The sequence below is a fragment of the Halomonas sp. DP5Y7-2 genome, assembly GCF_019802025.1.
GTDB classification, from domain to species: Bacteria; Pseudomonadota; Gammaproteobacteria; order Pseudomonadales; family Halomonadaceae; genus Halomonas; species Halomonas litopenaei_A.
Window position 1 is genome coordinate 1 of record NZ_JAHVHY010000022.1, and the last position, 1,091, is coordinate 1,091.

Annotated in this window: 1 protein-coding gene; it reads left to right on the forward strand. The window is 65.6% G+C overall.

The genetic code is table 11. The features are described from left to right. Positions 1–1,091: Ig-like domain-containing protein (locus tag KUW18_RS19570; RefSeq protein ID WP_222562193.1), on the forward strand; the 1,091-nt coding region annotated here is incomplete at both ends.

Here is a 1,091-nt window from a genome sequence, read left to right on the forward strand (position 1 = left end):
GACGTTGAAGGCGCGGACGGTGCAACACTCACCACTGCGACGTTGCGTGACCCGAGTCAGGGCAGCGTATCGATCAATGCCGCGGGGGATGTGACCTTTACCCCGGCGCCGGGCTTCGAAGGCGAAGCTCTGATCGACTACACCATCACCGATGCCGATGGTGACACCAGCGACGCGGTGCTCAGCGTCACCGTGGCGGAAGACTCCACGCCGACCATCAGCGTGCCGGATGACTCCCCGAACACCGAAGGTGGACAGTTCACCGTCAGCGAAGCGGGCCTGCCTGGCGGCAGCGCCGCGGGCGACGGCAGCCAGACCACCAGCGGCACGCTGCCCATCACCACCGGTGGTGACAGCCTGTCCTCGCTGGTTATCAACGGCGTCAACGTCACCGCTGGCGGTACCGTAGTGGGCGACTTCGGTACGCTGATCGTCAGCGTCTCCGACGCCGGCGACTACAGCTGGAGCTACACCCTCGACGGCAGCACCGAGGATCACACCAGCCAGGGCACCGGCAGCGATGACCTGGCGGATCAGTTCGCCATCACGGCGACAGACAGCGACGGCGACGAAGCCTCCACCGACCTGACCATTCAGGTGCAGGACGACGTGCCGGTGGCGGTAAATGACAGCGCCAACACCGCGGAAGACACCCCGATCACCTATAACGTGCTGGCGAATGACACCCAGGGCGTGGATGGGGCGAATGTCTCTGCGGCGACCCTGCGCAATCCCAGCCAGGGCAGTGTGTCCTTCAATAGCGACACCGGTGAGGTGACCTTTACCCCGGCACCGGGCTTCGAAGGCGAAGCGCTGATCGACTACACCATCACCGATGCCGATGGTGACACCAGCGACGCGGTATTCAGCGTCACCGTGGCGGAAGACTCCACGCCGACCATCAGTGTGCCGGATGACTCCCCGAACACCGAAGGCGGCCAGTTCACGGTCAGCGAAGCTGGCCTGCCTGGCGGCAGCGCCGCGGGCGACGGCAGCCAGACCACCAGCGGCACGCTGCCCATCACCACCGGTGGTGACAGCCTGGCCTCACTGGTCATCAACGGCGTCAACGTCACCGCTGGCGGCACCGT